Source organism: Bacillus sp. FSL K6-6540 (assembly GCF_038007545.1).
Genome location: NZ_JBBOXH010000001.1, coordinates 2,694,904 through 2,719,820, shown reverse-complemented (window position 1 = coordinate 2,719,820; position 24,917 = coordinate 2,694,904). Strand labels below are relative to the sequence as shown.

The window sequence follows — 24,917 nt, the reverse complement described above, 5'->3', positions numbered from 1 at the left end:
TCCTTGCTGTTACATGACGCGTTTAAACATTTTCTCCAAATCGTATGCCGAGAACGAAACAACGATCGGTCGTCCGTGCGGACAGGTGTAAGGCTGCCGGCAGGCGCCCAAACGCTGGATCAACGTCATCGCCTCCTGCTCCGTAAGCTTCTGGTTGGCTTTGATGGAAGCCTTGCACGAACACATGATCGATGAGGTTTCTCTCAGCTTGGCTATATCGATATTACGCTCATTCAGCACCCATTCGGCCATCTCTTCGATGATGGCCTTCTCTTCGCCCTTAGGGAACCAGAAGGGGTGCGAACGGACCAGGAAGGTATGGCCGCCAAAAAACTCCATGTAAACGCCGACCTTCTCGAACCAATGCAGCCGATCCTTTACCTTCTCCGATTCCGAGGGCGTGAATTCCAGCGTAATCGGCAGGAGCAGCTCCTGAGATGCGTCCACCGGGTTGCCGAACTGCTCGTAGTAATACTCGTAGTTAATCCGCTCATGCGCGGCATGCTGATCGATCAGATACAGACCGGTATCATTCTGTGCAATGAGATAGGTGCCGTGATGCTGGCCGATAAGCGTTAGCTCCGGAAAAGGCGGAATTTCGGGAGCCGGCCCTGAAACGGCCTGCAGCCACTCCTTCGTCACGGCAGGGATTCCCGCACCTCCCCTGGCCTCATTGCGATAATCGCTCCGATACGAAGACGAAGCGGCCGTCTCACGCATCTGCGAAGCTGCGGCTGTTTCTGCTGTTCCGTCCCCGTAAGAACGCTTGATACCGTTTGGAGACGTTGCAAGGGTCTGCTTATCAGGCCACGTTGGAAGCGGCGTGTTTCCTCCCGCGGATCGCTCGTCGCTGCCTGGGATCTCAAGATCCCGATCCTGCCCGCCGCGGGCCGCTCCGACATCCCCTTGTGACTGTGGAAATGACAGCTGTTCCTGGATATACGCATTGTCGCTTTTGCCGATATTCTGTTTGGCCGGACGCGGAATGAGGATTTCCTGCTGCAGCACCTTGCGGACCTCTTCCTCCACGAAAGCGAACAGCTCCTGCTCTTTGCTGAACCGCACCTCCAACTTGGAAGGATGCACATTCACATCGATCAACGAAGGATGCATGGACAGCTGAATGACGACGAGCGGAAACCGGTTGATCGGCAGCAGCGTATGATAACCTCTCAATATCGCCTGCATTAACCCGTAGTTCCGGATATACCGCCCGTTTATGATGAGCGACATGCCGTTCCGGTTGGCCCGGGTATAGTCCGGACGGCTGATATACCCGCTTAACGTATAGTCCATATTCTCGGCTGCGAACGGCAGCATGGCTTTGGCCGATTGGGTGCCGTATACGGCCGCTATGACCTGAAGGGCATCGCCGTTGCCCAGCGTCTGCAGCAGCGAGTTCCCGTTATGCCGGAGCGTAAAAGCGATATCCGGCCGGGAAAGCGCCAAACGGTACATATAATCGGATATATGCCCTAATTCGGTCTGGATCGTTTTCATATATTTCAGCCTTGCCGGCGTATTGTAAAACAATTCCTTCACGAGGAAATCCGTTCCTCTGGGTGCGGCCGTCTCTTCGTTCACGCGCAGATGGCCGCCTTCGATTTCGATCTTCCGTCCGCGGCCATCCTGGGCATTGGACGTAACCAGGCGCACCTTCGATACGGCTGCTATGGACGGCAGGGCTTCCCCCCGGAAACCAAGGCTGGTGATCTGAAACAGATCGCGGCCCTCGGCAATTTTGCTTGTCGCATGGCGATAAAAAGCCGTCTCGCAATCCTCCGGATCAATGCCCGCGCCGTTATCCGTCACGCGAATGCTGTCCAGTCCGCCCTCTTCGACCGAGACGTCGATCTTGGTGCTCCCGGCATCAATGGCGTTCTCGACCAGCTCCTTGACAACGGAGGCAGGCCGTTCCACCACCTCGCCGGCAGCAATCTGGTTTGCAATATGCTCGTCCAAAATCCGAATAATCCCCATTGTTCCTACCTCCGTTCCTTTTCATTCCCATGCAGACATCACATATCCTTCGCTTGAAGCTTCAGGTCATTCAGGAACTGCATCGCCTGAAGCGGCGTCATGTTCATGACGTCGGCACCTTTGACGGCATCTATGATGCTCTTAACAGCAGGATCGTGAACAGCTTCTTGCGGAGAAGAGTGCTGATCCTTGCCCATCTTGGCGTTCCGGGATTCAGGCACTTCCTCCTCGCCGAAAATGGAGAGCTGCACCACGCCGCCTTTCGGGTCTGCTCCGTTCAGGCTGCCGGCATAGGGCATCGTCTCTTCACGGAATTCGTGCAAAGCTTCCGGTCCGCTGCGTCTCACATCCGAAGAGGAATCGGACGCTGGCTCCTTCCGATGGACCGCGATCCCTTGCTCCGATGTCACTGCGGCCAGGGAAGCCATCTCCAGGCCCTGCAGCAGTCCATAAGCGCGATCAATGATACTGCCGGGCAAACCTGCCAGTCTGGCACAATAAATGCCGTAGCTGCTGTCCGCCGCGCCAGGGATCAGCTTGCGGAGAAAATGCACCTTGTCGCCGCTTTCCTGAACCGCCATGGAATAATTCTTAAGCCCGCCAAGGCTCTCCTGAAGGTGAGCCAGCTCATGGAAATGGGTCGATACCAATGCCTTGCAGCCGATATGATCATGCACGTATTCAATCACGGCTTGCGCAATGGCCATGCCTTCACTCGTGGACGTACCGCGCCCAAGCTCATCAATGATGATCAGGCTGCGTGGCGTCGCTTTTTCCGTCATCACCTGGATATCCGCCATTTCCACCATGAAGGTGCTCTGACCGCCGATCAGGTCGTCGGCGGCGCCGATGCGAGTAAAGATCCGGTCGACCAGCGGGATAACCGCGCGCTCCGCCGGGACAAAGCAGCCCATCTGCGCCAAAATGGATAATAGAGCCACCTGGCGCATGTACGTGCTTTTGCCGGCCATATTCGGACCCGTTATGAGCAGGATCGAAGATCCGTCCTTGCGTAAATCCGTTCCGTTCGCGATAAACGACGAATCCTTCATGACGGCTTCCACCACCGGATGACGGCCGCCTTCAACGATATAATCATAGCCCTCGCTCAGCTCCGGCTTGACGAACCGGTACTCCGCGCTGACGGCAGCCAGCGACTGATAGACGTCAATCTCGGCGATGCGTTCGGCGAGTTTCTGCAGCCGGCTCACCTGGGTATTCAGCTTATCCCTCAGCTCGGTAAAGAGCGCATACTCCAGATCCACCATTTTCTCCTGGGCTTCCAGGATCAGTCCTTCTTTCTCCTTCAGTTCGGGCGTGACGTAACGCTCCGCGTTGGCCAGCGTCTGCTTGCGCTCATAGCGGCCTTCCGGCAGGGATGACAGATTGGATTTGGTGACCTCGATATAATAACCGAACACCTTGTTATAACCGATCTTCAAAGACTTGATCCCGGTAGCGGCACGTTCCTTGGCCTCCAGCTCGGCGATCCAGCGTTTGCCGCTGGTGCTCGCTTCCCGAAACTCATCCAGCCGTTCGTGGTACCCCGGCTTGATGATTCCTCCGTCGCGCACAGACACCGGCGGCTCATCCACAATCGCATTCTCGATCAGTTCGCACAGATCGTCGCAAACATCGGTATCCGCTGCCACGCGCCGCAGCGTTTCGGAAGGCGACTGGGCACACAGCTCCTTCAGGGAAGGAATTTGCCGCAATGACAGCTTGAGCGCATTCAAATCGCGTCCGTTCGCGCTGCCGAACGCGATCCGGCCGACCAGCCGCTCCAAATCGTAAATCTCTTTCAGCGCCATCCGCAAATCTTCGCGCAGTATGTACTGGTTATACAAATGCTCGACGGCCTCCAGCCGCTCCTCGATCCGGCTTCGGGACAGCAGCGGTTTATCGATTCTCCGCCGCAGGAGTCTGGCTCCCATGGAGGTTTCCGTACGATCCAGAAGCCATAGGAGCGAGCCTTTCTTCGAGCGTTCACGAACCGTCTCGACCAGCTCCAGATTCCGCCTGGTGAACGGATCCAGAACCATGTATTGTCCCGGCTCGTAGGAAGCGATTTGAGTCAGCTGCCCCAGCGACCGTTTCTGCGTCTCGCTTAAATACGAGATGAGCAGGGATACGCAGGCTCTTCTCTCCTCTTCGAGGCGGGCCCATGCCGCTTCTCCGAATTGGGTCCGAACCAATGCGTCTTCTCTTCGATCCCAGGCCGTATATACGATATTTCGGCTGCCCGGCAGCGCCTGCGATGAGATAATCGACAGCAGCGATGCATCCCCGATAATTTCGGAAGGCTCATAAATGCCAATCTCGTCCCTCAGCCATTCCTCCGATGAAGGCACCGACGTCACGTAGAGCTCGCCGGTGGACAAATCGCATGCGGATAAGGACATCAAGCCGCCCGCTTCCGTTACGCACACCATGTAATTGTTCGATTTGTCGTGAACGACCTTGCCGTCCATGATGGTCCCCGGCGTGACGACCCTGACGATTTCCCGCCGCACCATGCCTTTGGTGATCGAAGCATCCTCCATCTGTTCGCAGATGGCGACTTTGTACCCCTTTTCAATCAACCGTTGGATATAACCTTCTGCGGAATGATAAGGAACCCCGCACATCGGTATTTTCTCTGCACCGCCGCCTTCGCGGCCGGTCAGCGTAATCTCCAATTCCTTTGACGCAAGGATCGCGTCATCGAAAAACATTTCGTAAAAATCGCCCAAGCGGAAAAAAAGAAACGCATCGCGCGCTTGTTCTTTGACTTTCAAATATTGTTCAATCATCGGCGTATATTTAGCCATGACGTACCTCCATTACCTTTCTAGCTTGACCTCCATTATAACAGAAATTGACCGTAAGGCATCACGGCTTGGTTGGAATATTCCACAGCGGCCGGATATCCCTGCTCTCATCCCAGGTTCGCCCCGTCTCCATGTGCGCTACAGCCCGTTCGATTTCACGGGCATAATCCGGGTACTCCGGCAGTGCCGACAGATCCCTGTGCCAGCCTGCAACACACTCTTTGAGCACGGATTTATCGCCTTCGTAATAGGCACGGTGATACCGTTCGGTGTTTAATGGCCTCCCCGGCAGGCGATCGCTGTAGCGGGCAGCCAGGTAAGCCACGCCCAGCGACACCTTCGCCACGAGCGGCGAGACGAGAAAGCTGGGCAGCGTACGGTATTCAAACCCGCCGTAAGGCTGCCTGCGGAAATCCCCAAGAAAACCGTAACGGGGCCTCCGCAGACGCCCGTTGGGGTCTTCGAGAAGCGCCAGCGGCAGAGCCACATAATTATCCAAGGTCTGAAGAAGAGAAAGGGACAGCGGCACGCCGCTGAAGTGAATATGGCCTCCCAGCGGAAAATCGCCATAAGGCAGGGCGCCTGCCTTCCATGCCAGTGAACGATCCTGAATCAGGAGATGAGCTTCGCGCAGAGCTTTTTGCATTTCAAGCAGCAATTCCTTCGGATTCGCCTTGGGCGACGGCCTGAGCTCGGCTATAGGGTAAATCACCTCGCCCCGTAAACGAACGGCATCGCTTCCGACCGACCCGCCGCGTTCCATAAATTCGGATGCAAACACGATGTCTCCGTTATCCTTCATCAGCACAAACTCCGGATCCATGCCCATGAGTAACGATGAAACAAGAGAAGAATCGCCTTCTTCGTTGTTAGCAGGGTACCCTTCCGTCCGCCGTGACCCCTGACCCTTGGCACTCATTACGGCTTTGCTGCGGTCAGCTGGCATGCGGACATCCTCCACTACGTATCTTCGACCGGGGCGGGCCGTAATGATGACCTCCCCTTCATCGACGCCCAGCGTGTACAGCGACCGCAGGGCCGCTTTCTCCAATCTTCGATGCAGGCCATCTTCATATCTTCCGCTCTCGGGATCGGGCATGAACACCGCTTCGCTGCCGCCCATTTGATGTTGGCGGATCTTGGCTGCAGCCAGCCCGTCGACATGCACCGCGTACCTGGCGGCGTAACGTTTCTCCTCGACTGAACCCGAATTCAAGCGACACGGAATCCCGGATCGGATCAACCGTGCTTGCGCCAAGTGCAAAGCAGATCCCTGCAGCGACACATATTTTTTTTCGGCCGCCGGTTGTACGATCATTCTAACCATCCCCATTCCCCCTGCAAATAAAAATAAAAAAGAGGGCATCCGCCCTCCGCAAAGCTGCCCTCGCTGCATATGCTAAGATTATAATCATTCCTGCAGGAGGGTTAACTTACAGTTCATCCTCCAGACCTTCGTAATCTTCGTAATCATCGACGTCGTCTCCCAGGACGTAGTCGAATTCTTTGTCTTCGTAGTCGCCGTGAGGGTAGCTGCATACTTTGACAACGACCTTCGTTTCGGCTACCAGTTCCACCGCATACTCTCTCTCTACCCGCAGAATGACGCTCGTGCCATTCGAGGATACGCTGGCCTCGACGCAGCTCGGCTCCTGCGTCGCTTCAGCCGAAACCTCCACCGTGGATGCACGATGCTTCGGATCCAGATAGGAAAGAGGCACGCGTTCTACATACGATACCGTTTCTTTCGCCACATCGGTCTGCGAATTTTTGTCATAGGAATACCAGATGTTTACATCGTAAGTACCAATAACTTCAATTCCGTCTCCGGCGGCAACCGCCTCGTACTGATGGTTTATAATCCAAGCCCCCAAAATACTGGTCGGATTATTAGGCGGAGTCACGGTATGTGTTACGGTAGAGAACTTACGACCCTTGCCGCAGATCGCCTTCGTGATGATTTCTCTACATTGGTGTTTATGACTCAATGACATCTTCGAACCTCCTCCATACAATCATTCCATACATGTGTATGCAAGACATGGGCGAATGTTGAATGAAGTGGTCCAAATAAATTCATATGATGCTAAAAATATCAGATTTATTTTTGAAAATCGCTAAGCTATACGGCCGAATCCGCGCGCTTCTGCGGTTTTTTCGCCGTGGGCGCTTTATACTTTTTCGAGATATTCAAATAGTATTCCAGCTCGTGGCAGAGCTGCAATATCGCAGAGCGGACCTCGAATTCCTCGCGGGTCGTCGGGAGCTCCATCTCCTTGAACCTGTCCTCCAGCTCAATCAGCAGACCTTCGGACTTCCCCGTATAGCCTTCGGCAACCACATCCTGGCTTAACTGATCGAAAATTTCAGCCGTCAGCACGCCGTGCGGAAGCCGCTCGTACACCTGGGAGATCTGATGCATCATGCTCTGGATATTCTCCATCTGTTCCTTACGCATATAAAAATAGATGTTCCAGGAGCCGTCCGGATGAATCATCTGGTTCTCCGAAGCCCGCTTTGCTTCCTCTATCCCTTTTTCGATCTGCCGATTGGCCTCGATCAGCTCTTTTCCGTCCCATATATGTTCGGGGTTTCGAAGCGTCAGCGAGAAATGATGGAAAATGACGGAGAAAAGCCCGTCCACCTTGCGGCGGATCTCCATCATCGCCCCCTCGCTGTTCGGCATATAAACCAGGTTCACGAGCATAGCCGACCCGAGGCCGATAATCAAGAGTTCGATTTGCGTGAGCAATATGCCGAGTCCGATCTCTTCCCCCTGAAACACCCGAAACACCACAACCGAGCTGGTCACGATGCCTTCCTTGAAATTAGCCCTCGATATCGCGGGAAATGCAAGCAATATGTACAAGGCCAGCACCCAGTAATGAAAACCGAGAAAATAAAATAAAATGCACGCCAGTATAAGTCCCAGCAATGACGCAAAAAATCGGGACGATATGGAGCGCACGCTCCGTTTGCGCGTAACGTCAACGCCGAGTATAGCAAGAAGACCGGCGGACGTAGCCCCCGGTATGTTCAAAGCATCTGTAATTAAAATGGCAAGCAGGCTGGCCGCTGCTGTTTTGATGACACGAAATCCCATGTGATGAAGAGCCTCCAGGCGAGTTGTTGATGGCTATATCTGCTTCTTTATCATGTTAGCCGCATATACGCATATATAAGGTATCTTCATCCTAGCTTATTTTTATGCCGTTAACAACCATGCCTGACGCCGCAGGTGATGCCTGCTTAGCGATGGGTCAACAATTTCCTTTCTATATATACCACGATTTGATACATGGCCGTTGCAACAACGGCAATGATGAGCAGACTCGATAACACGAGCGTGAAGTTGAATACCTGAAAACCGTACATAATCAAGTAACCGAGACCCGATTTGGCAACCAAAAATTCGCCGACGATGACGCCGACCCATGCCATGCCCACGTTAACCTTGAGGGTCGATACGATCGCGGGATAGGAAGCCGGCAAGATGACCCGTTGAAATACCTGGCGCTTGGTTCCGCCGAACGTGCGGACGACCTTGATCAGATTGGAATCCACCTCGTTAAAGCTATTGTATACGACGAGCGTGGTCACAATGACCGTAATGGATAGCGTAGTGACGACAATGGCGGTAAAGCCGGCGCCGAACATCACGATGAATATGGGACCCAGCGCCACTTTCGGCATGCTGTTGAACACGACCATATAAGGATCCAGCACTTTATTGAGAAACGGGGACCACCAGATCAATACGGCCATCAGCGTGCCAACGAGCGTGCCGAGCAGGAATCCGACAACCGTCTCCCCTACCGTGACCCCCAGGTGTCCCCATAACTCGCCGCTGATCATGTTATCCCATATGTTCGCGAAGATTTTGGTGGGGTAGCTGAACAGCAGCACGTCGATCCATTTGAATCTGCCCGCCGCTTCCCACCAGATAAAGAACAGCAGCAGCAGGCTGAGCTGGACGGTCAGTACCCGGTTTTGCATGCTTTTCTTTCGCTTCATGTGCTTTGCATAGATATTCTGGAGCCAGCCCTTCGAAGAAGAAGCTGACGGCTCATCCCTTGATGTCATAGGCTTTACTCCTTCCCGATCGTTTGCATTTCGCCCCAGATTTCATGAAACAATTCATTGAACCCCGGCTCCTTGCGAGCAAAAAACGGCTGCGCCCGGCGGATGTTGTCGGGAATATCAAACAAACGATGAACCCGCCCGGGATTACGGTTCAAGAGAATGACCCGGTCGCTCATCGCAATCGCTTCGGATAAATCATGAGTGACCAGGATGGCCGTCTTTCCCCGCTCCTTCAAGGTTTCCACGATCAAATCCTCAAGCTGCAGCTTCGTCTGGTAGTCCAGCGCGGAGAAAGGTTCATCCAGCAGCAGCAGTCCCGGATCCGTAGCTAAGGTCCTGACGAGCGCTACCCGCTGCCTCATCCCGCCCGACAGCTGCGCCGGATACAGATTACCGCTCTCCCCGAGCCCCATCTCCCTGAGCAGATTCCCTACGACGCTTCGGCTTTGCGGATTCAGCCTCTCCGTCAATTCCAATCCGATCAAGGCGTTATCCATGATGGTGCGCCAAGGAAATAAATAGTCCTGCTGCAGCATGTACCCGACTTCCGGCGACGGTCCGTTTACCGGTTTGCCGTTTACGTAAGCAGCCCCTTTGGAGGGGGCAAGCAGGCCGGCAATGACGGACAAGATGGTCGTTTTCCCGCATCCGCTAGGCCCTACCAGACTGATGAACTCCCCCGGCTCCACCTTCAAATGAATTCCTTCCACAGCCAGAGAGGCTTCCCGATCGGTGACATATACATGAGCGATATCATTCAATTCAACTACCGGTACCATGGTGCTCTCTCCTTTCGTTCTATGGATCAGGAGTACGTGATTATTTAGCTTGCTTGGCTTTTTCGGCAAAGCTGTTGTTGACGATGGCATCCGGCGCTACCCGTTCCTTCAGTTCCCCGGCTTGCTCCATCACGTCCAGCAGATTGTTCCACTCCGCCTCATCCACGATCGGATCGCTGGCATAACTGCCCTGCTCTTTGTAGCGCTTGACCGAGGACACCACGATATCGCGGTCGCTGTCTTTAAAATAAGGCAGGATCGCATCCGCGATATCTTCGGGGCTGCTCGCATCCACCCATTGCTGTGCCTTGTACAGGGCGTTCGTAAACTTCTGCACCGTGGCATCGTTTTTGTCGATATAGCTTTGCTTTGTCATAAACACGGTGTACGGCAGATGCCCGCTTTCTACGCCAAAGGAAGCCACCACCTTGCCACGGCCTTCTTTTTCAAATATGGAGGCCTGCGGCTCAAAGAGCTGGACAAACTCACCCGTACCGGAAGCATATGCCGATGCGATGTTCGCAAAATCGATGTTCTGAATCAGCTCCAGGTCCGCATGCGGATCGATTCCTTTGTTACGGAGCGTAAACTCGCCTGCCATCTGCGGCATTCCGCCCTTACGCTGACCGAGGAATACTTTGCCCTTCAGGCTGTTCCAGTCAAAATCACCCGATCCATCCCTGGCCATCAGAAACGTGCCGTCCGTCTGCGTCACCTGCCCGAAATTGATGACCGGGTCTTCAGACCCCTGTTGGTACACGTAAATCGAAGTTTCCGAGCCGACAAGCGCCACGTCGATGGCTCCGGACAGCAGAGCCGTCATCGTTTTGTCTCCGCCCGGGGTCGTCTGCAGCTCGACATCCAGCCCCTCTTCCTTGAAAAATCCTTTCTCCAATGCGACATACTGCGGCGCATAGAAGATCGAACGCGTCACTTCGCCGATCTTGACCTTCGTGGCCGATCCGCCGCCCCCGCACCCGGCAAGCGCAACTCCGCAGACCAGAAGCAAGGATAAAGCCAGCCCCCACCATTTTTGACGCTTCATTCGATAACCCTCCATTCCCATAGACCCAATGTTTCTTTTCAGCATATGCAAGCGTCAGCCCAAAGGTTAAACGCCTGGTTAGAGCAGGCCGGCAAATTTGGATTGGCTCCACTTACGCAGGGAACGAATAAAAAGGACCCGGTTTCAAAACTCTTCCGAATAAAAAAAGCGCAGCCTCTCGGGCTGCGCTTCTCGTGATTATGACAGTTTGTAGATCTCTTTATATTTCTCTTCGAGATAATCGGCCAGATAATCCGGATTCAGTTCTTCACCGGTGACGCGTTCGATGATCTCGGACGGCTTCTCGCTCTTTCCGTATTTGTATACCTTGTCCGTCAGCCACTCCTTGATCGGAGCCAGGTTCCCGGCTTCGATGAGCTGGTCCAGATTCGGCAGCTCTTCGCGCATGGTGTGCAGCATCTGGGCCGCATACATATTGCCAAGGGAGTACGAGGCGAAATACCCGAAATCCCCGCCGGACCAGTGAACGTCCTGAAGCACGCCCATCCCATCGTTCGGCGGCATAATCCCGAGGTATTCTTTATACTTCGCGTTCCAGGTCTCCGGAAGATCCTTCACCGCCAAACCTTCGTTAAAGAGTTTCTTCTCGATCTCATAACGGATGATGATATGCAGGTTATACGTAAGCTCATCCGCTTCGATGCGAATCAGGGAGTTCTCCACCTTGTTCGCGGCCAGGTAGAAGTCCTCTACGTCCACGTCCTTCAACTGTTCCGGGAAGTGCTGCTGCAAATCCGCGAAATAACGGCGCCAAAACGGACGGCTGCGGCCGATCATATTTTCCCACAGACGGGATTGGGATTCATGGATGCCCATGGAGGTACCGCCGGAGAGCGGTGTCCCCGCGAGCTCCTTGTCGATATTCTGCTCGTAAAGGGCATGGCCTCCCTCGTGCAGGGAACTGAATACCGCGCTCAGCACATCGTCCGGCAGATACATGGTCGTAATGCGCACGTCTCCCGGGTTCAAGCCCGTGGCAAATGGATGCACGCTCTCGTCCAAGCGTCCCGCTTCAAAGTCGTAGCCCATCTGCTCCAGCAGGAACAAGCTGAATTTCTCCTGCTGTTCTTTCGGAAACAGCTGCTTCAAGAAGTCTGCTTTCGGCTTGAAAGGCGATTCCTGGATCGCATGCACCAGCGGTACCAAACGCGCTTTCAAGCGGTCAAAGATGGCATCCACCTTTTCCACCGTTAAATCCGGCTCATACATATCAAGGAGCGTATCGTATCTGGTGTTTTTCACGCCCCAATAATCAATAAACTCTTGCTTGAACGCAACGATCTTCGTTAAGTAAGGTTCGAAGCCTTCAAAATCGCTGTTCTTTTTCGCTTCCTCCCACTTCGTCTCCGATTGGGCGGCGAGAATGGAATATTCCTGGAAGCGCTCAGGCGGGATGGACTTGCTCTGGTCGTATACCTTGCGCACCTCTTCAATCATGCGGCGTTTGCGATCATCCAACTGCTCAACCTGTTCCGGTTTGGCAAAGAAAGACAACAGCTCTCCCATCTCTTCTGATATTTGCAGTTTAAATGCCTCTGTGGAGAGAACCCCGATCGTTTCCGAGCGGATCTCGGTTCCTTTGCGCGGAGCGCCTGTCCGTAAATCCCAATGAAGTAGGCCAATAGCTTCGTAGTAACTCATGATTTTGCGAACCAATCGTTCAAATTGTTCCCATTGCTGGAAATGTTGTACTGCCATACCGGCACACCTTCTTTTTTTATGATAGGATTCTTGTTTACTCTATTGATGATACTTTTTACAAGGTATATAATCAACTTCCAGAAAGAATAAATAACAATCTACATATAAAGGAGTGTCAGGATGCCGTGAATATTCAACTCACCCCGCAGGCCGAGCTGAAGCTGAAGGACAAACTCGGGGACAAACCGGGCGCAATCAGGCTGATCTATGACACGGAGGGATGCGGATGTGCCGTCAACGGCGTCCCAGGCCTGCGTATTGTAGATGAGCCGACGCCGGATGATCTTGCTGTCGAAACGGACAGCCCGGTAACGTTTATCGTGAACCGCAAGCAAGCTGTTTTTTTTGAAGAGAAGATGAAACTCGATGCCGATCCGGCCGCCTACGCCTTCCGTCTGGACAGCAGCGGACAGCATTATGGCACCAATATCCAGGTAGTGGATACCAGAGCGTAAGCAGCAGCATTCTAAACGAATAATAGATACACAAAAGGAGAGAAAAAATCGATGGAAAAACACCTTAACAGCATACTGGAACACAATCGCAGCTTTGTAGAGAATAAAGAATACGAATCCTATCTGACAGGGCGTTTTCCTGAGAAGAAACTCGTGATTATCACCTGTATGGACACGCGCTTGGTCGAACTTCTGCCAAAAGCGATGAATTTCAAGAATGGCGATGTCAAAATCATCAAAAACGCCGGCGCAATCATTTCCCAGCCTTTCGGGAGCGTGATGCGGAGCGTCATGGTTGCGCTGTACGAGCTTCACGCGGAAGAAGTCATCGTTGTGGGCCACTATGAATGCGGCATGGCATCCCTGAACGCAGAGGATATGATCCAGCACATGAGAGACCGCGGCATTTCCGATGAAGTGCTGTCCACGCTGGAAAACTCCGGCATCCGGTTATCCAAATGGCTTCGCGGTTTCGATAACATTACGGACGGCGTGAAAAATACGGTCAGCCTGATTAAAAACCACCCGCTCCTTCCCCCAAACGTGCCCGTCCATGGCATGGTCATCGACCCCAACACCGGTGCGCTTGATCTCGTCGTGGAAGGATATGAGAACGAATAAAGCAACCAAAGTCAAATGGAAGCACAAACGCGTACGCGTTTGTGCTTTTTTAGTCACAATTTTGCCAAAAGCAGAGAGAAAGCCCCCTCCCCCGGTTGTCAAACCATACAGTTTCAGTGTACACTTTTTATCAACCGGACCGATAGGCGGATTATCATTCCTGCCTTGGCGTCCACGATATGCGTTTCAAAGGGAGTTATGTCCATGAATACGTTGTCATACGGCTTGTTAGGATTACTAGCAAGAAGAGAATCATCAGGATACGATTTGATGCTTCGCATACAGCCTTTTTGGCAAGCCAAACACAGTCAAATCTATCCACTGCTGTCCAGCATGGAGGAGAAACAGCTGTTGTCCTCGCACTGGGTTCAGCAAAGCGATAAACCGGACAAAAAAATTTATGCGATTACAGAAAAAGGCATGCAGAAGCTGCGTGAATGGATGTACCAACCGATTGCGCCTGCAGTCACCAAGGATGAGCTTTCTCTTCGAACCTTTTGCCTGTGGTTGACGGAGATCGGCATCGCCGTCGATATTTTCGAGGACCGCAGAATCGGGTATCTGGAGAAAAAGCGTTACTATGAGCAGATTTTAGCGGGGATTCCGGAGGACACCCGCGAGATCGGAAGCAAGGCATTCAGCAATTATGTGCTCGCTACCAAAGGACTGATGATGGCTGAAACCGAGCTGAAATGGTGCGATTGGGTACTGGAATTACTGAGACAGCAGCAGCGCGCTACAGCCTCAAACCATGGCCGCACAAATTTTGAAACCTTATCGTGACTCGTCCGTATTACACTTTATACTCTAAATTAACTGGGAGGTTCGACAGAACACGATGAAAAAAGTATTGACGATTCTAGTAGCGATTACACTGTTCTTTGTAGCGCTGACGCCTGATTCCGCAGATGCCAGAAGAGGTGGCGGAGGTTTCAAATCCGGAACCAAGTCATACAACAGCACTCCGAAAAAGAATGATACCAATAATGTGCAACAAACAAACAACCGTTCCAATACAGGGGCAGCGGCTAACACGAAAAAACCAGGATTTTTTAGCGGCGGCAGCTTGATGAAAGGACTTATGATCGGCGGTCTGGCTGGCTTGCTCTTCGGCAGCATGTTCGCCGGCATGGGCTTCATGGGCGAAATCATGGGATTGCTCATTAACCTGATCGCAATTTGGGCTTTGATTATGATCGTTATGGCTGTTGTACGTGCCGTGAAGAATCGTCGTAAACAAAACGAGCCTCGCGACAACAACAATCACAATAACCGGTACTAATCCATGGTTTTAAGCATGGACGAAATCGTCAATGCGGTCTGCCTTCACCAAGCGGAACGCAGAGGCGTCAAACCAACGGACGTATCGCTTGAGCTTAGCTGGGACGAAGATACGGGATATACGGCCGAAGTATGGGTCAACGGAAGAACGCAGTATTTGATCGAGGCCAACCTCATCGAGGCCATTCTCCGCTACCTTCATTCCGAGTACAATATCCGCGCATACAGCGAGCAGGTAAGACTTGAGCTGGAAGATGAAATTATCGCCATTGTTCAGCAATAAGACTATGAATTAAAAAAAGCAGCCCTTCGCCATTGTGCGAGGGGCTGCTTTTTGAATTACCAACATGAAGATCAGTTCGTACACCTCAGAAAATATCCGTCCAAGAAAAGCACTTCAACCATTTCGGGCCCCTCTCCTATTCATCATGCGAGTTATACGCACGCCATAATGATTAGCTTCGCTCAGTGCATTTACCTGCGTTTCTGCCCGGATTAGACGACTCAAGCTCTTTCCGCTTGCCTGCCTTATGCCATTCCTCATACTGTCCTCCGATCTGAAGAAAGGATTCATTGATCATGTCCTTCATTTCTTGGATCTCATCCTTGGTATACTTCAAATGGGTGGTTACGTTATCCACCTTGTATTTTTGCAGAAGCTTGAGATGGGCTATGGTATGAATGGTATCCTCCAGGATCCAGAAGACCACTTCAACGGTATCCTTGGTCCTCTTGCTGAGCATTTTCACGCCTCTTTCATACATAGCGAGCTCGCAATCCTGCTCTCCGACCCGCACAACCGGACTCAAATCACCGATATACCACTCTTCAAAAGGTAGCGTGGCCACGCTCTCGTATTCAGGATCATATATGGAGGTCTTATGAAGCAGATGAAGGATTTGATCGATTATTTCTAGTTTTGTAAGCATAGTGGACATCTATCCCCCTCAGGAGCCAGGTAAACAACGCGGGATGGTTAATGGTTTTATCAACGCAAGGGATCTCGGTTCTTCCAGAATATCCAGCGTTCTGTTTCGCAAATTTGGGCTGTGCCTATACTGTATTCATCCCGGATGCCGCTTGCCAGGTTAATCAGGTGCAGCATTCCGCCATATGTGCCGACAAGCAGATGATTCTCAATCGCGTCGCGATCACCCCGTAAATTGTGCTTCCTACAATTTAACGCCATATTTCTTTACCTTCATGATGGATATAACGGAGGTATATCAAATACTTTGGTGGTGGTCTGTCTTTATCTCCAGTTTCTATATCGCTCACAGTACTATTGGCTTATAATTCAATGCCTTTTCAACGATTTCCTCAGGTGTAAGATCTTCTTCCGGCCAAAAAATCAGATTGCTGATGTCAGGGTGAGGCACATTCCTTTGCAGCAGATTTATCCATTCCCCTGCCTCTTCCTCGCTGCCTTCCCCATTATACAGTCTTGTCACCAGATCAACGATTTGCGCTTTCGTTAATAATTCGTTCATGTACAGTCCTTTCTAGTAATCGATCCAGCGCCGAATAAATTCCTTCTCAGAGTTATTCAACCGCTTAAGCGAATTTTCATTCCCCTACCATTACACCTTTCAAGACATCCCCCGTTTAGAGCACTCCCGTAACAGCTGATTATGGTTAAAACCGTATCAACTGCCTTCTTGTTTTTGCCCGGCTAAACCGTAAAAGAAAAGCTCCATCAAGGTCTCCATGCTCCCGTTGACATATTCCCGGTTCCCCGAATCCCAGCGCCGCCCTAGCTCATTCATGAACATCGAGAAGTACTGCATCGTAACCTCTTCGGTTTGGTCCTTATGAATATAACCTTCTTGTTTCCCCAGCGCGACAAACTTCATGAAAAAATCTTTCACCTTCTCCTCACTGTACCGTTGGATGGTCTGACTAATGCCACGTTCCTCGGAGGTTTGGAAATTCCGGAACTCTTCCGATAAAAAGGTCAGATTCTTAGCCTCCAACAGCATGATTTCTCGGGTCTTCTCGGCAAAAGAGCGCGCGGAATCCAGAATGCGCTCATACACCTCCAACTGCTTGTCCGTCCAATACATGATCATTTCCAGATAGAGCTGATCTTTGGTTCCAAAATAGTTATATATCGTCGCAGGTGACACGCCTGCCTGTTGTGCGATTTCGTTAACGCTAACCTTTTGGTAACCGTGCCTTGAAAACAGCTGGAAAGCAGCATCGAAGACCTGTTCCATTTTTTTATGCTTTCTGCGCTCATACCCGTTCATGCGTTCTCCACCTCAAGTGAAGTATATATCAAGTTTTAGAGTAGTTCAATGTTTTCACTATAAATCAATTGACAACCACCTATTCGAAGTTATAATCTTTTTGTAGTAAAACGATTTATTCACTACATAATTTTAAACTAAATTACGACGAAATGAGGTCGGTATGTGATGAAAGTAATAAGGATTCCTTCGATTCTGCATGAGGTATTCGGTGAGCAGCAATCCGTTGGCACGATTCTCGTCATCTTGGCGTTCGGCGGATGTCTGACCACAGCGGCAAGCCTTGTTTTTCCGGATATCCTGCATTCTTTGCCTTTATGGCGCGGTATCCTTGCTTTATTGTTTATTTTCGATATTTTCTGCGGCTGTATCGCCAACTTCACTCGCTCGACCAGTAATTTCTATGCAGCCCGTAAAAAACAGCGGATCGTGTTCATCGCCATTCACGTTCATATTCTCCTGGTAGCCGTATTGCTGGATACCGACATGGCGTATGCGGTGGGAATATGGGCATATACCATCACTGGAGCCGTGATCGTGAATGCGCTGATCGGGAAATCATCGCAGCATTTTATAGGAGGTTTGCTCCTGTCGATCGGCATAGGGGGTACGTTTTTGCTGTCCAGCATCCAGCCCTACATGTTAATGGCCGGCACCCTGTTTATGCTGAAAGTATTGTACAGCTTTGCTATCGATCATTATGGGGGAGCTGTAGAGAAAGCATGAATACTTCATGCAGAGTTTCCAAGCTGGCCAAATCGGATAAACACTTATTTTCATCCATAATGAGCCGGGCATTTGCCCGGGATCCTTTGTTTCTGCATGCATTTGGCGATCCGGGGCTTGATCGTAAATCAAGAAGCAGGGCGGCCGCATTTATCTCCTTCATGTTTGACAAAAGCTTTCTGCTGAATGAAGAAGTATGGGGCTTTTTTGAAAACGAAATCTTGCTTGGTACCTACATTGTAGAGAAACCCGGCTTAAGCAAGCTTAAGCGTTTGAAGGGCGCTTTTGGGCTGATTGGGAGACTCTTACCGTTGTTATTCCAACTCCCAGTCAAAACATTAGGGTTCCTGAACTCCTATATGAGAATTACGAGATCGGCTGCACCTTCTGCTCCGCACCATTATCTCGTTATGATCGGAGTGAATCCGGAGGTCCAAGGCAGGGGAATTGGAACAGCAATGCTGCTGCACCTGCTCCAAGTGGTTCATGCGGATAACAAATCACATGGAATCGCGCTCGATACTGAAAATAAAGGGAATGTAAATTTGTATCAAAGATGGGGATTTGTTTTGAGGCATGAAGAAAAAATCAACGCCCTAGCCGTGTATTGCATGTTCTATCAGAAAAAGCTCTCTGATATGGTTCTTTGAAGATACGATTCGTCCCATCTATATTAGGTGTCATTGACCTGTGCTCCGAGATTGTCGATAATAGTAGAATAAGTTCACTATCTTCGATTGGAGCTATGTAATGAAATATCATAATCTGGAAGAATGCATCGTTGATTTGGAGAGACATGGGCATTTGGTTCGTATACAGGAAGAGGTCGATCCTCATTTGGAAATGGCGGCCATACATATGAAGGTTTATGAGGCAGGCGGCCCGGCGCTCCTGTTTGAGAATGTAAAAGGTTCAAGGTTCCGCGCGGTATCCAACCTGTTCGGCACGATCGAGCGCAGCAAATTCATTTTTCGGGAAACCTTCGAATCAACGCAAGACGTTATCGCGCTGCGCAACGATCCGATGAAGGCGCTCAAAAATCCTTTTAAATATATCGGAACGGGACTGGCAGCTAAATCTGCACTGCCAATCAAAAAAACAGGTGCCCTGCCACCCGGATTTCTGGAAATCCAAATTTCCGATCTGCCGCTAATTAAGCACTGGAAGGACGACGGCGGCGCTTTCGTCACGCTGCCCCAAGTGTATTCCGAAGACCCGGAGAAGCCCGGCGTCATGAATTCCAATCTGGGCATGTACCGGGTTCAGCTCACAGGCAATGAATATGAAATGAACAAGGAAGTCGGCATCCATTACCAAATCCACCGGGGCATCGGCATCCATCAAGCGAAGGCGAATAAGCTGGGTCAGCCGCTGAAAGTGAGCTGTTTTATCGGGGGGCCCCCTGCCCATACGATTTCTGCGGTTATGCCTCTGCCGGAAGGCATGAGCGAGCTTACCTTTGCCGGACTGCTGTCGGGACGACATTTCCGGTACAGCTATGTGGATGGTTACTGCATCAGCCACGATGCGGATTTTGTTATTACGGGGGAGATCCATCCCGGCGAAACCAAGCCCGAGGGACCTTTTGGCGATCATCTGGGTTATTACAGCCTGGTCCATCCATTTCCCGTCATGCGAGTGCATAAAGTCTATGCCAAGCAGCAGGCCATCTATCCGTTTACGGTCGTCGGGAGACCGCCGCAGGAAGATACGTCCTTCGGGGAGCTGATTCATGAGCTGACCGGCGGGGCGATCCGGCAAGAAATTCCGGGGGTCAAGGAAGTCCATGCGGTTGATGCTGCCGGGGTACACCCCTTGCTCTTTGCCATCGGCAGCGAGCGGTATACCCCATATCAACAAGTAAAGCAGCCGGCTGAGCTTCTCACCATCTCCAACCGGATACTGGGCACGGGCCAATTAAGCTTGGCCAAGTATTTATTCATTGCAGCTGAAGAGAAGCAGCCTTTAAGCACGCATCGCATCGAGGACTTCTTGACCTATATATTGGAACGCATCGATCTGCAACGGGACATCCATTTTCAGACCAATACCACGATCGATACGCTCGATTATTCCGGAACCGGACTCAACACCGGCAGCAAGGTTGTATTTGCGGCGGTCGGGGATAAAAAAAGGGATTTGTGCCAAGCGGTGCCTGAGGCGTTAACGGATCTTCCCGGGTATGCGCCCGCAAAATGGATCATGCCCGGCATCGTCGCCATCCAGGGAGCCCCTTTTACGAGTTATTCCGATGTGGCGCAGGAAATGTCGAGCCTTAGCGATGCCATCCGGGAACGAGGTTCGCTTCCTTCCTGCCCGATGATCATTCTGTGCGATGACAGTGAATTCATGAGCGCAACACTCAACAATTTTCTCTGGGCAACCTTTACGCGCAGCAATCCTTCCCATGACATTCACGGCGTGAACAGCCGCTATGAGCACAAGCATTGGGGCTGCGACACGGTCATTATCGATGCCCGCACGAAACCGCACCAAGCCCCTCCGTTGATACCGGACGCGGAGGTTGAACGCAGCATCCAGCGTTTGTTTGCGAACGGCGGCAGCTTAAGCCGCATTTCGCTGCGTTAAAAGCTTAGAACCGCGGGTGAGCCTGTAACAGGAAGTGAAGGGATAAAATTGTAAAGGGCTGGTCCAACGTCCATTTGACTTTGCGACCAGCCCTTTATTTTTTGATGGAAACAACGCGAATTCCGTGCAATCCTCTTCTCTTTATCAATACATCTTATATAATGAAATCTAATCCATATTAGCCAATACTGTTTATCCAGGGAGAGAGATCATGTTTCCAGAATTAGAGACTCAACGATTAAGGCTGCGTGAAATCCGTCTTCAGGATGCCGAGGCGATCTACAGCTGCTTCTCGCATGAGCAGGTGACCCGCTATTACGGTCAAGACACGTTGACCAGCCCCGAGCAAGCTCGCCGATTCATTGAGCTGTTCGCGAACAACTACGCAGAACAGCGTGGGATTCGATGGGGCATCGAAAGGAAAGAAGCCCACGGCCTGATCGGGACGATCGGATATAACGCATGGTCCCCACGGCATAGAAGAGCAGAAATCGGATATGAGCTTCATCCCGACTTCTGGAGGCAAGGGTATGCCAGCGAAGCGGCCTCCGCCATCCTGGCATATGGATTTCAGGAGCTTGGCCTAACCCGCATCGGTGCCGTCGTTTTTATTGAGAACCAGGCTTCCCACGCACTGCTGGCCAAGCTCGGTTTCGAAGCGGAAGGAACCCTGCGCCAGTATATCTATCAGAACGGTACGGCACACGATACGCGGGTGTATTCATTGTTACAAGGCTAGCGGAGCTAAGCTTGCGCGCTTCCAAACCTTATTCACCAGAGGATTCCTTCGCATCCAGAAAAGGCTTGTTCACAAAATAATACATAAAGCCCATCAACAGAACGCCACCGATCAAATTGCCGAACGTTACCGGAATCAGATTATGCAATACGCCATCAAACGAAATCGTGCCCGGATGATTCAGCACGAGCGCAATGGCAAAGGTGCACATGTTCGCAACGCTGTGCTCGTATCCGGAGATAAAAAAGCAGAAAACAAACAGCATCATGGCAAACATTTTGGCTCCGTCGCCCTTCAGGGACATGGGGATGAAAAAGGCAAGGCATACGAGCCAGTTGCACAGAATCGCTCTAAAAAACAGCTGTATCGTCGGGGTGGTCATTTTGTGTTCCACCACATTGAGCAGAAATCCGTTCACGGAAGAATCGGTGAATAATCCCGTTAAGAAAATCAACAGCGCAAACGTGCAGGCCCCCAGGATGTTTCCTGCATAACTGAAGATCCACAGCTTGACTACTTCCAGCCACTTTAATTTCTTGCGGAGAGCGGCATACGTGTAATAAAACGTATTCCCTGTAAACAAATCCCCTCCCCCGTACGCGATCAGGATAATCGCCGCGCCAAACGTAAGGGCAGCCATCGGATAAGTCAGCGGGGAATGCTCCAGATAAAAAAAGTTGCCCGTCTTAAAAGCGACAATGACGCCAAAGCCGATAAACATGCTGGCGAGCATGGAGCGGGCGATGTAGCGCAGCTGGCTTTGTTTAAAAATTTTGTGTTTTTTGAGAGCAAGCTGCTCCACCTTGAGTAAGGATTCGGTTTCCATAATTCCTCCTGAAAAAGTCGGTTCTATATAGATTACACGATTTTTCCAAAAATTCATATCACCTCTGTACTATTACCCCATTTTCCGAATAACGCTCAGGTCATGGACGGATTCATCAATGTTCGGCCGACTGGCGTACCCGATTCATCGTTCAAACCATTAGTCAAGCAAGGCTTCTTATTTCAGGTATCAAATCTGCAATGTCATCTTCATAGAATCGTAACCCATTGCCCTTAAGCATCAACTATCATGGGAAGATAAGTCAGGATCACTTGTTTGATACGCAGCGCATGTGGTAAGTAGTTGTTACAAAGGAGAGGATGCAACATGAACTTGAAGCAACCAGCTAAAAAAGCAATCGTCACTTTGACTATGGCGGGCGTCGTCGGCCTTAGTGCATTCGGAGCAAATCATGCTGTTTTGCCACTGCAGCAGGCTGAAGCCGCCACGGCGGCAAACGCCGAGGATTATGCTGCCGAGCACGCGCTCAAGACGCTCAACAGCTTTTATAAACCTGCATTGAAGGGACAATTCCCCGGTGCGGTCAGCGGCTTAACGATCGGTAAAAGCACGAAGCAGGACGTGTACAAGGCCATTGGCGAGCCTTCCGTGCCAGGCAAGGATGCCGATGCCTTCGACGTATACGGGGCCAACATGGGGAATCCGGGCTACGCCTTCTCCTACAAGCTGAATAAGATTCGCGAAATGCGTTATTTTGGCACCAATGTGGAACGACAGACGAACATCGGCGGCATCACCATGAAAATGCTGAAGAAGAATTGGTTTGCTCCGGATGCCACCACCACATTCAAGAACGGAATAACGAAGCAAACCAAGCTGACTTACCATCGTGGAGAATATAAGTTGGAGTTTATCTTCAACAGCAGCACGGACCTGGATCATATTAATCTGCTGAAAAAGTAACGGTTGAATCAATTCATTTTAATTTTCTTGAATAACGGTTCGTCACATTAAGAAAAACCCCGGTCTCTTGAAGAGATCGGGGTTTTTGGTTTACATCATATACCGTGTTAACACGTCTTCCATCCATGCCTGACTTTGCTCCAGCCGCTTCAATCCGGCTGCCAGCATATCGATCTGCTCCTTCAGCACATGGGACTCATCGGTCCCTTCCCGATAGCGGCTCAAAAAATGCAAGAAAACGTCAACCAAACGCAAGCGCAGCAGTACCGGTATGGCAGCAATCTCCTCTTCGGTCAGCCGTACGCGGCTGGCAAAGCCTTCGCAGAACTGCCGGATAGCGTCCTTCTCTTCCGCCATTCCCAAAAATCCCGAAATAACGACCGCAGGTTCCATCGCCCTGACATCCTTTGTGCAAAACTCGAAGTCGAGCAAAGCGATGACCTTGCCCGATTGTTCCGAATCTACGAGCAGGTTCGAAAAGTTCAGGTCCCCGTGGACCAGCTGCTGCGGCAGATTTTTCAGGGATTCCAGCCTGCCGGATATCTCGGTGTACGCTTCTTGAAGAATTTGCAGCGCGTTTCCTTGTTCCTGGAACTCGACGGGCGGTCGCTTGCAGAAATCCTGAATGAACGTCCGGCTGCATGAAGGATACGATTGAAGCAGCTCGTAATAGGGCGGATACACCGGCTCCATTCCAATCGAACAAGCCGCAAGTGCACTTACCAGTTCTCCCGTTTTTTCCCCGAAGGAATAAGTCGCTTGAATGCTCTCTTCATCCGGTCGCGCTCCTTCAATGTATGCGAATAGGCAAGCGTATCGATCACTTCCGTCCTGAACCAGAACCTTCTTATCGCCAGACGTTGATGGAACAGGCGTTGGGACCTTAAAGCTAAGGGGTGCCCGCTGGAGCGAGTCCAAAACCGCAAACTCGAATTCGATCCTTGCCTTGTCACGATGGGTATTGTAAATGCGCATGACCGAACGCCGATGCGGGTTATGAATAAAAAGGGTCGTATTGTTCCAGCCCGTAGGGCCTTTCACCGTATCTCCGTACCACTCGGGCCAATACGATTGCAGAAGCTGCTGAATCATGATCCACCATCCCTCACCACCCGGAAACCGCAGTTGCCCGTCGAGCTGTCGGGTGTATTCCCGCTCCGCGCCGCGACTCGATACCGGTTGCAGTAGGATCTGTGGCACAGGTACGAGCCCCCGCGCATCGACCTTCTGCCGGTAGGCTCCCCATAGAACGGATTGATGGCCGTGGTCTGTTGATGATACGACGGGCTGAACCAATCGCCGCACCATTCCCATACGTTGCCGGACATGTTGTACAGTCCGTATCCGTTCGGTTTGTAAGCAATCACCGGCGCGGTTCCGATGTACCCGTCGCTGGCGTTATTTTTGACCGGAAATTTGCCCTGCCATATGTTGCATTGATGCTCTCCGTCCTGTTTCAGCAGATCTCCCCATGGATAGGTCTTGCCCTCCAATCCGCCGCGCGCCGCATATTCCCATTCCGCTTCCGTCGGAAGCCGCACGCCCGCCCATTGACAGTAAGCCTCGGCATCGTTCCAGGATATATGTACCACCGGATGGTCCATCCGGTCTTCGATGCTGGAATCCGCCCCCTCGGGTGCTGCCCAGTAAGCCCCTTCGACCACCAGCCACCAAGGCACCTCTTGCGGCACCTGGGCTACTGCTGCCTTCGTTTCCTCCGAAGCCAGCAGTTCAAATACAAACGACCAGCCGAACCGTTCCGCTTCCGTCACATAACCGGTGGCTTCCACAAACCGTTGATATTCCCCATTCGTTACGGCATGGGGCGAGATCTCAAATCCGGAGACGGTTACGCTGCGAGCCGGCCCTTCGCCGTCACGAGGGAAACCTTCATTCGAATTCGTGCCCATCGTAAACGTCCCTCCAGGCAGCTTGATCATATCGGTATGAAGATCAGGATGAGACTGTTCATCATACTTTTCGTCTCCCATAGTGCCAATAAGAGCCTTCTGGCCGGATCCCGTCGACTGCACTCTGGATCCTGCGCAGCAGGAATGTGGTTCTCCCATGTTATCTGTTCCTCCTATC

Annotated in this window: 26 protein-coding genes; 10 read left to right on the top strand and 16 right to left on the bottom strand. The window is 51.5% G+C overall.

Annotation, left to right across the window (positions count from 1 at the left end):
• Positions 1–9: 9 nt before the first annotated feature.
• The 9 genes from mutL to MHH82_RS12135 all read right to left on the bottom strand — a co-directional run bounded on the left by mutL (position 10) and on the right by MHH82_RS12135 (position 12,416).
• A complete protein-coding gene (gene mutL / locus MHH82_RS12175; RefSeq protein ID WP_340965828.1) occupies positions 10–1,980 on the bottom strand; it encodes a DNA mismatch repair endonuclease MutL in 1,971 nt (656 codons plus the stop codon).
• 38 nt (positions 1,981–2,018) lie between these two features.
• Positions 2,019–4,790: a DNA mismatch repair protein MutS gene (gene mutS, locus MHH82_RS12170; protein ID WP_340965826.1), complete on the bottom strand. Its 2,772-nt coding sequence runs from the start codon at positions 4,788–4,790 to the stop codon at positions 2,019–2,021.
• 61 nt (positions 4,791–4,851) lie between these two features.
• Positions 4,852–6,117: a putative amidoligase domain-containing protein gene (locus MHH82_RS12165; RefSeq protein WP_251494059.1), complete on the bottom strand. Its 1,266-nt coding sequence runs from the start codon at positions 6,115–6,117 to the stop codon at positions 4,852–4,854.
• A 106-nt stretch (positions 6,118–6,223) separates the two neighbouring features.
• Positions 6,224–6,784, bottom strand: a complete 561-nt coding sequence (locus MHH82_RS12160) for an outer spore coat protein CotE (protein ID WP_015734653.1) — start codon at positions 6,782–6,784, stop codon at positions 6,224–6,226.
• Positions 6,785–6,912: 128 nt separating this feature from the next.
• Positions 6,913–7,893 carry an aromatic acid exporter family protein gene (locus MHH82_RS12155; protein ID WP_015734652.1) on the bottom strand — a complete coding sequence of 327 codons (981 nt, stop codon included), beginning with the start codon at positions 7,891–7,893 and terminating at the stop codon, positions 6,913–6,915.
• Between the two features lie 146 nt (positions 7,894–8,039).
• Positions 8,040–8,873, bottom strand: coding sequence for an ABC transporter permease (locus MHH82_RS12150; protein ID WP_036665489.1), 834 nt, complete (start codon positions 8,871–8,873; stop codon positions 8,040–8,042).
• A 5-nt stretch (positions 8,874–8,878) separates the two neighbouring features.
• Positions 8,879–9,652: an ABC transporter ATP-binding protein gene (locus tag MHH82_RS12145; protein ID WP_015734650.1), complete on the bottom strand. Its 774-nt coding sequence runs from the start codon at positions 9,650–9,652 to the stop codon at positions 8,879–8,881.
• Between the two features lie 40 nt (positions 9,653–9,692).
• Entirely contained in the window at positions 9,693–10,697 is a 1,005-nt protein-coding gene (locus MHH82_RS12140; RefSeq protein ID WP_036665493.1) for an ABC transporter substrate-binding protein, read from the bottom strand.
• A gap of 198 nt (positions 10,698–10,895) precedes the next feature.
• Positions 10,896–12,416, bottom strand: coding sequence for a carboxypeptidase M32 (locus MHH82_RS12135; RefSeq protein ID WP_251494053.1), 1,521 nt, complete (start codon positions 12,414–12,416; stop codon positions 10,896–10,898).
• A gap of 128 nt (positions 12,417–12,544) precedes the next feature.
• Here MHH82_RS12135 and MHH82_RS12130 point away from each other — a divergent pair, with 128 nt between their 5' ends.
• The 5 genes from MHH82_RS12130 (at position 12,545) to MHH82_RS12110 (ending at position 15,059) form a co-directional block, all read left to right on the top strand.
• A complete protein-coding gene (locus tag MHH82_RS12130; protein WP_015734647.1) occupies positions 12,545–12,874 on the top strand; it encodes an iron-sulfur cluster biosynthesis family protein in 330 nt (109 codons plus the stop codon).
• 51 nt (positions 12,875–12,925) lie between these two features.
• Positions 12,926–13,495 (top strand): beta-class carbonic anhydrase, encoded by a 570-nt coding sequence (locus MHH82_RS12125; protein WP_009591389.1) that lies wholly within the window; start codon positions 12,926–12,928, stop codon positions 13,493–13,495.
• Positions 13,496–13,699: 204 nt separating this feature from the next.
• Positions 13,700–14,278 carry a PadR family transcriptional regulator gene (locus tag MHH82_RS12120; protein WP_015734646.1) on the top strand — a complete coding sequence of 193 codons (579 nt, stop codon included), beginning with the start codon at positions 13,700–13,702 and terminating at the stop codon, positions 14,276–14,278.
• 55 nt (positions 14,279–14,333) lie between these two features.
• Positions 14,334–14,777: a membrane protein gene (locus tag MHH82_RS12115; RefSeq protein WP_015734645.1), complete on the top strand. Its 444-nt coding sequence runs from the start codon at positions 14,334–14,336 to the stop codon at positions 14,775–14,777.
• A gap of 3 nt (positions 14,778–14,780) precedes the next feature.
• The gene (locus MHH82_RS12110; protein ID WP_009591356.1) at positions 14,781–15,059 is read left to right on the top strand and encodes a YxcD family protein; all 279 of its coding nucleotides are present in this window, start codon (positions 14,781–14,783) and stop codon (positions 15,057–15,059) included.
• A gap of 172 nt (positions 15,060–15,231) precedes the next feature.
• Here the strand turns inward: MHH82_RS12110 and MHH82_RS12105 are convergent, their stop codons facing one another.
• The 4 genes from MHH82_RS12105 to MHH82_RS12090 all read right to left on the bottom strand — a co-directional run bounded on the left by MHH82_RS12105 (position 15,232) and on the right by MHH82_RS12090 (position 17,025).
• Positions 15,232–15,705, bottom strand: a complete 474-nt coding sequence (locus tag MHH82_RS12105; protein WP_340965820.1) for an immunity 63 family protein — start codon at positions 15,703–15,705, stop codon at positions 15,232–15,234.
• Positions 15,706–15,764: 59 nt separating this feature from the next.
• Positions 15,765–15,965, bottom strand: coding sequence for a hypothetical protein (locus MHH82_RS12100; protein ID WP_041621971.1), 201 nt, complete (start codon positions 15,963–15,965; stop codon positions 15,765–15,767).
• Positions 15,966–16,050: 85 nt separating this feature from the next.
• Positions 16,051–16,266, bottom strand: coding sequence for a bacteriocin immunity protein (locus tag MHH82_RS12095; protein ID WP_009591395.1), 216 nt, complete (start codon positions 16,264–16,266; stop codon positions 16,051–16,053).
• A 156-nt stretch (positions 16,267–16,422) separates the two neighbouring features.
• Positions 16,423–17,025 carry a TetR/AcrR family transcriptional regulator gene (locus tag MHH82_RS12090; RefSeq protein WP_015734643.1) on the bottom strand — a complete coding sequence of 201 codons (603 nt, stop codon included), beginning with the start codon at positions 17,023–17,025 and terminating at the stop codon, positions 16,423–16,425.
• Positions 17,026–17,193: 168 nt separating this feature from the next.
• On the opposite strand from MHH82_RS12090, the gene MHH82_RS12085 reads away from it, so the two are divergent.
• From MHH82_RS12085 to MHH82_RS12070, 4 genes are all read left to right on the top strand, one after another.
• Positions 17,194–17,751 (top strand): hypothetical protein, encoded by a 558-nt coding sequence (locus MHH82_RS12085; protein ID WP_340965816.1) that lies wholly within the window; start codon positions 17,194–17,196, stop codon positions 17,749–17,751.
• Positions 17,748–18,401 (top strand): GNAT family N-acetyltransferase, encoded by a 654-nt coding sequence (locus MHH82_RS12080; protein WP_251494044.1) that lies wholly within the window; start codon positions 17,748–17,750, stop codon positions 18,399–18,401. The genes MHH82_RS12085 and MHH82_RS12080 overlap by 4 nt, the downstream gene beginning before the upstream one ends.
• A 100-nt stretch (positions 18,402–18,501) precedes the next feature.
• Positions 18,502–20,340: a UbiD family decarboxylase gene (locus tag MHH82_RS12075; RefSeq protein ID WP_251494041.1), complete on the top strand. Its 1,839-nt coding sequence runs from the start codon at positions 18,502–18,504 to the stop codon at positions 20,338–20,340.
• Between the two features lie 211 nt (positions 20,341–20,551).
• The gene (locus tag MHH82_RS12070; protein WP_015734640.1) at positions 20,552–21,079 is read left to right on the top strand and encodes a GNAT family N-acetyltransferase; all 528 of its coding nucleotides are present in this window, start codon (positions 20,552–20,554) and stop codon (positions 21,077–21,079) included.
• 28 nt (positions 21,080–21,107) lie between these two features.
• Here MHH82_RS12070 and MHH82_RS12065 read toward each other — a convergent pair whose 3' ends face one another.
• Positions 21,108–21,905: a formate/nitrite transporter family protein gene (locus tag MHH82_RS12065; protein ID WP_145035645.1), complete on the bottom strand. Its 798-nt coding sequence runs from the start codon at positions 21,903–21,905 to the stop codon at positions 21,108–21,110.
• A gap of 327 nt (positions 21,906–22,232) precedes the next feature.
• Between MHH82_RS12065 and MHH82_RS12060 the strand changes: the two genes are divergently transcribed.
• Positions 22,233–22,829 carry a YjgB family protein gene (locus tag MHH82_RS12060; RefSeq protein WP_251494038.1) on the top strand — a complete coding sequence of 199 codons (597 nt, stop codon included), beginning with the start codon at positions 22,233–22,235 and terminating at the stop codon, positions 22,827–22,829.
• Positions 22,830–22,919: 90 nt separating this feature from the next.
• Here MHH82_RS12060 and MHH82_RS12055 read toward each other — a convergent pair whose 3' ends face one another.
• Together MHH82_RS12055 and MHH82_RS12050 are read right to left on the bottom strand one after the other, a co-directional pair.
• Positions 22,920–23,921 (bottom strand): phosphotransferase enzyme family protein, encoded by a 1,002-nt coding sequence (locus tag MHH82_RS12055; protein ID WP_251494036.1) that lies wholly within the window; start codon positions 23,919–23,921, stop codon positions 22,920–22,922.
• Positions 23,918–24,898, bottom strand: coding sequence for a formylglycine-generating enzyme family protein (locus MHH82_RS12050; RefSeq protein WP_445661962.1), 981 nt, complete (start codon positions 24,896–24,898; stop codon positions 23,918–23,920). Before MHH82_RS12050 ends, MHH82_RS12055 begins: the two co-directional genes overlap by 4 nt.
• Positions 24,899–24,917 lie beyond the last annotated feature (19 nt).